Annotated in this window: 7 protein-coding genes; 3 read left to right on the plus strand and 4 right to left on the minus strand. The window is 66.8% G+C overall.

Translation table 11 applies throughout. The annotated features are described in order from the left end of the window. Positions 1-1,799: 1,4-alpha-glucan branching protein GlgB (gene glgB, locus WAW85_RS05630; RefSeq protein ID WP_422558662.1), on the plus strand; the 1,799-nt coding region annotated here is incomplete at its 5' end. A 10-nt stretch (positions 1,800-1,809) separates the two neighbouring features. On the opposite strand, the gene WAW85_RS05635 is transcribed toward glgB, so the two are convergent. The 3 genes from WAW85_RS05635 to WAW85_RS05645 are packed head-to-tail and all read right to left on the minus strand — an operon-like array spanning position 1,810 to position 4,354. Next, positions 1,810-2,748 (minus strand): tetratricopeptide repeat protein, encoded by a 939-nt coding sequence (locus WAW85_RS05635; protein ID WP_422558663.1) that lies wholly within the window; start codon positions 2,746-2,748, stop codon positions 1,810-1,812. Continuing rightward, the gene (locus WAW85_RS05640; RefSeq protein WP_422558664.1) at positions 2,745-3,155 is read right to left on the minus strand and encodes a DUF3817 domain-containing protein; all 411 of its coding nucleotides are present in this window, start codon (positions 3,153-3,155) and stop codon (positions 2,745-2,747) included. Before WAW85_RS05640 ends, WAW85_RS05635 begins: the two co-directional genes overlap by 4 nt. A gap of 5 nt (positions 3,156-3,160) precedes the next feature. Continuing rightward, complete coding sequence (locus WAW85_RS05645; protein WP_422558665.1) at positions 3,161-4,354, minus strand: acetyl-CoA C-acetyltransferase; 1,194 nt, start codon at positions 4,352-4,354, stop codon at positions 3,161-3,163. Positions 4,355-4,450: 96 nt separating this feature from the next. Here WAW85_RS05645 and mce point away from each other — a divergent pair, with 96 nt between their 5' ends. Both mce and WAW85_RS05655 read left to right on the plus strand, forming a co-directional pair. Continuing rightward, positions 4,451-4,936 (plus strand): methylmalonyl-CoA epimerase, encoded by a 486-nt coding sequence (mce, locus tag WAW85_RS05650; protein ID WP_422558666.1) that lies wholly within the window; start codon positions 4,451-4,453, stop codon positions 4,934-4,936. A 109-nt stretch (positions 4,937-5,045) separates the two neighbouring features. Then, on the plus strand, positions 5,046-5,987 hold the full coding sequence (locus tag WAW85_RS05655) for a hypothetical protein (protein WP_422558667.1): 942 nt from the start codon (positions 5,046-5,048) through the stop codon (positions 5,985-5,987). A gap of 42 nt (positions 5,988-6,029) precedes the next feature. On the opposite strand, the gene nucS is transcribed toward WAW85_RS05655, so the two are convergent. Next, positions 6,030-6,555, minus strand: a 526-nt coding sequence (nucS, locus tag WAW85_RS05660) for an endonuclease NucS (protein ID WP_422558668.1), incomplete at its 5' end; no start/stop codon positions are given.

A 6,555-nucleotide genomic window follows, 5' to 3' on the forward strand; every position in this document is an offset into this window, starting at 1 on the left:
CGTCACCGGCAGGCACCGAGTTCGTCCTCTGGGCGCCCCACGCCCGCGCGGTCACCGTGTTCGGCGACTTCGACCACTGGGCCGCCGCCTCGTACCCGATGGCCCGCCGCGCCGACGGCACCTGGTCGAGAACCGTGCCCGGCGCGCACCCCGGACAGCGGTACAAGTACCGGATCACCGGCGCCGATGGCGTCGTCCGCGATAAGGCCGATCCGCTGGCCCGGGCCGCCGAGTGCCCGCCCGACACGGCCTCGGTGATCACCGCCGGGTCGTCGTACAGCTGGCATGACGATGAGTGGCTGGCCCGGGCGCCGGGCACCGAGGGTCACCCGGTCTCGATCTACGAGGTCCACCTGCCGTCGTGGCGGCCGGGGCTGGGCTATCGCGAACTGGCCGCACCGCTCGCCGAGTACGCCGCCGCCTTGGGCTTCACGCACGTCCAGTTACTGCCGGTCACCGAGCACCCATACGGCGGATCATGGGGATACCAGGTCGGCTCGTATTTTGCTCCAACAGCCCGGCTCGGCGCCCCTGACGATTTCCGCTATTTCGTCGATCACCTGCACGGTGCCGGTCTCGGCGTTCTTCTCGATTGGGTCCCGGCGCATTTCCCGAAGGATGATTTTGCCCTCAGTGAGTTGGACGGCACCGCGCTCTACGAGCACCCTGATCCCTTGCGTCGCGAGCAACCTGATTGGGGCACCTACGCTTTCCATCTGGGCCGCCCCGAGGTCCGCGACTTTCTGATCTCCAGCGCCCTGTTCTGGTGTACACAGTTCCACCTTGACGGGCTGCGGGTGGATGCCGTCGCCGCCATGCTCTACCTGGACTATTCGCGCGGGCCCGGCCAATGGCAGCCGAACGACCGAGGTACCCACGAGAACGACGAGGGCGTCGCCTTCCTGCGCGAACTGACCGACACCGTGCACCGCGAAGTGCCCGGCGCATTGGTGATCGCCGAGGAATCCAGCGCGTGGCCCGGCGTCACTGCTCCGACCGAGCGTGGCGGCCTCGGCTTCGACCTCACCTGGAATCTGGGGTGGATGAACGACGTTCTCGGCTTCCTCGCACGCCCACAGGCCGAGCGCGCCGCCGCGCAGGAGCGCCTGGTGTTCGCCCTGACCTACCAGTTCGCCGAATACTTCTTGCTGCCACTGAGCCACGACGAGGTGGTGCACGGCAAAGGCACGCTGTGGTCGCGTCTGCCCGGCGATTCCGACCGCGCCGCCGGGGTGCGTGGCCTGCTCGCCTATCAATGGGCGCACCCGGGTGCCAAGCTGCTCTTCATGGGGCAGGAGTTCGGCCAGATCGCGGAGTGGTCGGACGTGGTCGGCCCCGACTGGACGCTGGCAGCCGATCCCGAGCACGCGGGCATCGCGCGGGTCGTCGCCGACGTGAATCGCCTCTATCGCGAGTACCCGGCGTTGCACCAGTTAGACTGCCGCCCAGACGGATTCGCCTGGATCGATGCGCGCGACACCGACAACACCGTCGTCGGATTCCTCCGGCACAGCGCACAGCCGGACGAGCCGCGCGGCACCGTCGCCTGCTTCTTCAACTTCTCTGACCGCGACCTGTACGACTACCGGATCGGACTGCCCGACCTCGCGCCGAACGGCACCTGGACCGAGATCCTGAACACCGGCGCTACCGACTACGCCGGCCACGGCGTCGGCAACCTCGGTGCGGTGCACACCGAACCGATCGGCAGCCACGGCTACCCGCGCAGCGCCCGCCTCACCCTCCCCGCCGAGTCGGCGGTCTTCTTCACACCCGCCTGCGGTTCTGGCCCTAGCTGACGACTCTTTCTCAGTACAGGGCGGCGGCGAGCTTACGACGGGCGGCGACGACCACCGGGTCGGCCGGGTCAAAGAGCTCGAACAGTTCCAGTAGGAAGGTCCGGGCGCGGTCTTTGTCGTCGCCGACGGAACTACGCACCACGGCCAGCACTCGCTCAAATGCGACTTCGGGTTGCTGACTGAGCAGGAGCACATCGGCCGCAGCGAACTGCGCGTCGGCGTCGTCCGGCGCGGCGGTGTCGACGATGGACGGATCATGGGCCTGAGCACGCAGGATGAACTCGAGGTTCTTCGCCGCGGCGACGGCCTCAACGTTGGCGGGTTCAGTCTCGGCGACCGCCCGGTAGGCGGCCAAGGCTGCGTCCAGATCGCCGTCGTTCATCAGCTCCTCGGCGGCCAGCATCCGCGGGTCCTCCGGCTGCTCGGGTGCTGGGCCAGCGTCGCCGAACATATCGCCGACCTGGGCGAAGATATCGTCGAGCCAGCCTTGGATCTGTGCCTGCGGCTGCGGACCGTTGAAGGCCGCAACCGGCTGGCCACCGGCGAGAGCGACCACCATCGGCACCGACTGCACCCCGAATGCCTGGGCAATGCCTGGGCTGGTGTCGACGTTGACCCGTGCCAGCAGCCACCGGCCACCGGCACGCTCGGCGAGCCCGGCCAACACCGGCGAGAGCTCCAGACTCTCCGGAGACCGCGGCGTATGCAGCTCGACGACGACGAGCTGCTCCTGCGAACGCGCAACCACCGCTTCGAAGCTCGCATCGGTCACCTCGACGATCGCACCACTGGCACCGCCGGCACCATCTGCGTCCCGACTGCCGCCCACCGGGGCCTGGCGCGCGGCCTCGGCCTTCGCCGCGAGGGCCGACAGATCGACCGCTCCGGACATCGCAGCGGCCGCCTGAAGGCCGGCCGCGCTCTGCTGACGATTCCGCGGCCCGGTCATTGGGTGATCGTCTCCCGGTTACCGGAATCGACGTCCTCGGCGAGTACCGCGGCGCCCTCGGCGAGGCTGAAGAGATGGCCCTTGCGCTCGGCCCACCACTCGAAGATCAGCGTGAAGAACGGCGGAATCGACGCGAGCAGGGCAAGCACGGTGACCTTGCGGCCCCATCCGAGTTCCGATGCCGTCCAGATCGTGACACCGAGGTAGACCATGAAGGCGATGCCGTGCAGCATCCCCGGCACCATGGTCGCCGACTCGATATCGGCGGTCCGCTTGAGGATCATGCCGATGATCAGCAGCAGCCAGGTCATCGCCTCGATGAGCGCGATCAGCCGGAAACGCGGAGCCGGCTCGGACAGGTTGAACCAGCGGTCGGTCCACGTGGGGGATGCACTGGTGGTAGTCATGGTGATCAGGCCTCCGGGACTCGGACGATCAGTGCGTCACCCTGGCCACCGGCACCGCAGAGCGCGGCCGCGCCGACCCCGCCGCCGCGGCGCTTGAGCTCCAGCGCGGTGTGCAGCACCACGCGGGCACCGGACGCACCGATCGGGTGACCGACGGCGATGGCGCCACCGTTGACGTTGACGATCTGCGGATCAATGCCGAGCTTGCGGGTCGAGGCGAGTCCGACCACGGCGAAGGCCTCATTGAGTTCGACGACCTTCAGATCGGCGGGCGAGATGCCGTCTCGCTGACACGCAGCGAGGATGGCATTGGCCGGCTGCTCCTGGAGGGACGAGTCCGGGCCGGCGACGTTACCGTGGGCACCGATCTCGCACAGCCACTGCACGCCCAGCTGTTCGGCCTTCGATTTGCGCATCACGACCACTGCGCACGCACCGTCGGAGATCTGCGAGGCGTTGCCCGCGGTGATGGTCCCGCCGGAGCGGAAGGCTGGGCGCAAACCAGCCAGTGACTCGGCGGTGGTTCCGGCGCGCACCCCCTCATCGGCGGTGAACACGATCGGGTCACCCTTGCGCTGCGGAATCTCGACCGGCACGATCTCGTCCGCGAACGCACCGTCGGCCTGCGCCTGTGCGGCCAGCTGGTGGCTGCGTGCGGCGATCTGGTCCTGCTCCTCGCGGGTGAACCCGTCGGTGTCGTTGTACTGCTCGGTCAGTCCACCCATAGGCTGATCGGTGAACGCATCATGCAGTCCGTCAAAGGCCGTGTGGTCGACAAGCACGGTGTCACCGTATTTGAATCCGCCGCGGCTACCGGGGAGCAGGTGCGGAGCTTGCGTCATCGACTCCATGCCGCCAGCTACGACGACGTCGAACTCACCGGCGCGAATCAGCTGATCGGCCAACGCGATGGCGTCGATACCCGACAGGCACATCTTGTTGATCGAGAGCGCCGGTACGTCCCAGCCGATACCCGCCTTGACTGATGCCTGGCGGGCAGGCATCTGTCCGGCACCGGCCGTGAGCACCTGCCCCATGATGACGTAATCGACCTCCGAGGCCGGCACCTGCGCCCGCTCGAGCGCACCCTTGATGGCGATGGCACCGAGATCAACTGCAGAGAAACCCTGCAGCGAGCCCATCAGGCGGCCGAACGGGGTGCGTGCCCCCGCAACGATGACGTTGGTGTTTTCGGACAACTAGAACACTCCTGAAACGAGTTAACTGTTCGATCCCGCGCGAGCGAGACGGACCTCAGAGACGAGGGGCTTTGGGGTCCAGGATACCGTGATGCCATGAGCAATTCCGCATCGGAAGCCGTGAGCCAAGCCACTGATCCCCTGCACGACGTGGCCAGCCTTGTCGTCGGCATCGACCACGTCGGCATCGCCGTACCCGATCTCGACGCGGCGCTGGACTGGTACGCCACCAATCTGGGCTTTGTGAACCTGCACGAGGAGGTCAACGCCGAGCAGGGAGTTCGCGAAGCCATGGTCGGCCCGCGTGGCGGCCAGGGCGCTGTCGCAATCCAATTGCTGGCACCGTTGAACGACGAGTCGACCATCGCCAAGTTCCTCGACCGCAACGGTCCCGGTCTGCAGCAGCTCGCCGTGCGGGTCACCGATATCGACGCTGTCACCGACGTGCTGACTCGAAACGGCGTCCGCCTGCTGTACCCCGCACCGAAGCGTGGGACGGCTGATTCGCGCATTAACTTCGTTCATCCGAAAGACGCCGGCGGCGTCTTGCTCGAACTCGTTGAGCCGGCCGCGAGCCACTAGAACCGGGCGCCGAGGTCCAGTCACATCAGTCCCACCGTTACCAAATTGCAGTACAACACGCCGGTAACGATGCGCAACTTTGCGTTGCCTCGGGCTTAGTGTTGCCCACATGTCAGCTCCCGGTCAGCGCCAAAGCCCCTTCTCCATCGTCATGCGCGGCTACGACCGCGATCAGGTCACCGACCACATTCGCCAGCTCGAAGCCGATCTGGCGATGATGGCTGCCGATCGCGACTCTGCTCATGCCCACGCAGACGAATTGCTCGGCCATCTAGACAGCAGCCGTACCCGGATGGCCGCCATGCAGGCCGACATCGACGCCCTGTCCGTGCCGCCCAGCACCGTCGCAGGCATGAGTGAGCGGCTATCGCGCATGCTCTCACTGGCCACCGAGGAAGCCGCTGACATTCGTGCCACGGCACACGATGAAGCCTCCGAGTTGGTGTCGGTGGCACGGCAGGACGCCGATGCCGCCCTGGCAGACGCGCACTCGGCTGCCGCCAGTACCAGCGAATTGGCTCAGCAACAGGCCGACAAGATCATCTCCGAGGCCGAAGCGAAGGTCCGCGCCGCTGAGGAAGCCGCCGCAGACGCCGAGCAGGAAGCCGCACAAATCGTCGCCGATGCGCAGGAGCGGGCGAAGACCGTCGTCGCCGCGGCCGAGGAGGATGCGTCCGGTCTGCGCGGCGCTGCGCACCACGTCGCCACAGCCCGCCTGGCCCGATCGCGCGATCTCGCCCAGGCAGCCAACGGCGCGCACACCCAGATCCTCGACCATCTCGAGGCGCTCCGCGAGCACCTCACGGCATTGCCCGGAGCCCTGAAGTTGTCGGACGACGAGCGCGCCCTGATCGTCACCACCCATACCGACGATGCCGACCTGCTCAACCGCACCTTGGTCGGCCGCGATCGCTTCAATCCAGCCGACTTCCGGCCGGGTATGGAGACCACAGACGTACTCGAAGCCCTCGACGTCGAGTACGCAGACGACGATTTCCTTGACGATCTGGACACCGAACGGCCGGCTGGTCCGACCAGAGCCAGCGCCTAATTCAGTCGATATTCGATCCCGCCCACCGAGTTCCGGCCGTTCTCAGAACAGTCGGAACTCGGTGCTTTCGGTGCCGCGCAGACGGTCGTAATCCAGTGTCACGCAACGGATTCCGCGATCTATCGCCAGCGTCTTGGCTTGTGGCTTGATCTGCTGGGCCGCGAAAATTCCCGCCACCGGAGACAAAGTCGAATCCCGGTTAAGTAGCTCTAAGTAGCGGGTCAGCTGCTCCACGCCGTCGATCTCACCGCGACGCTTGATCTCCACGGCCACCGTCTGCCCATCGGCGTCGCGGCACAGCAGATCGACCGGACCGATGGCAGTCATGTATTCGCGGCGGATCAGCGTGTACCCGTCGCCCAGGGTCGTCACGTGCTCGGCTAGCAGCTCCTGCAGGTGCGCCTCGACGCCGTCCTTGACCAGACCCGGATCCACCCCGAGCTCATGCGACGAATCGTGCTCGATCGAGTTGAGCGTGATGCGCAGCTGCTCGCCAGCCTTGTTCTCCACCACCCACATCGCCTGCGCGTCGCTCCCCTCGGGGGCAGCCTGCTCGCTGAGCCAACAC

Source organism: Gordonia sp. (in: high G+C Gram-positive bacteria) (assembly GCF_049299075.1).
GTDB lineage: Bacteria > Actinomycetota > Actinomycetes > Mycobacteriales > Mycobacteriaceae > Gordonia.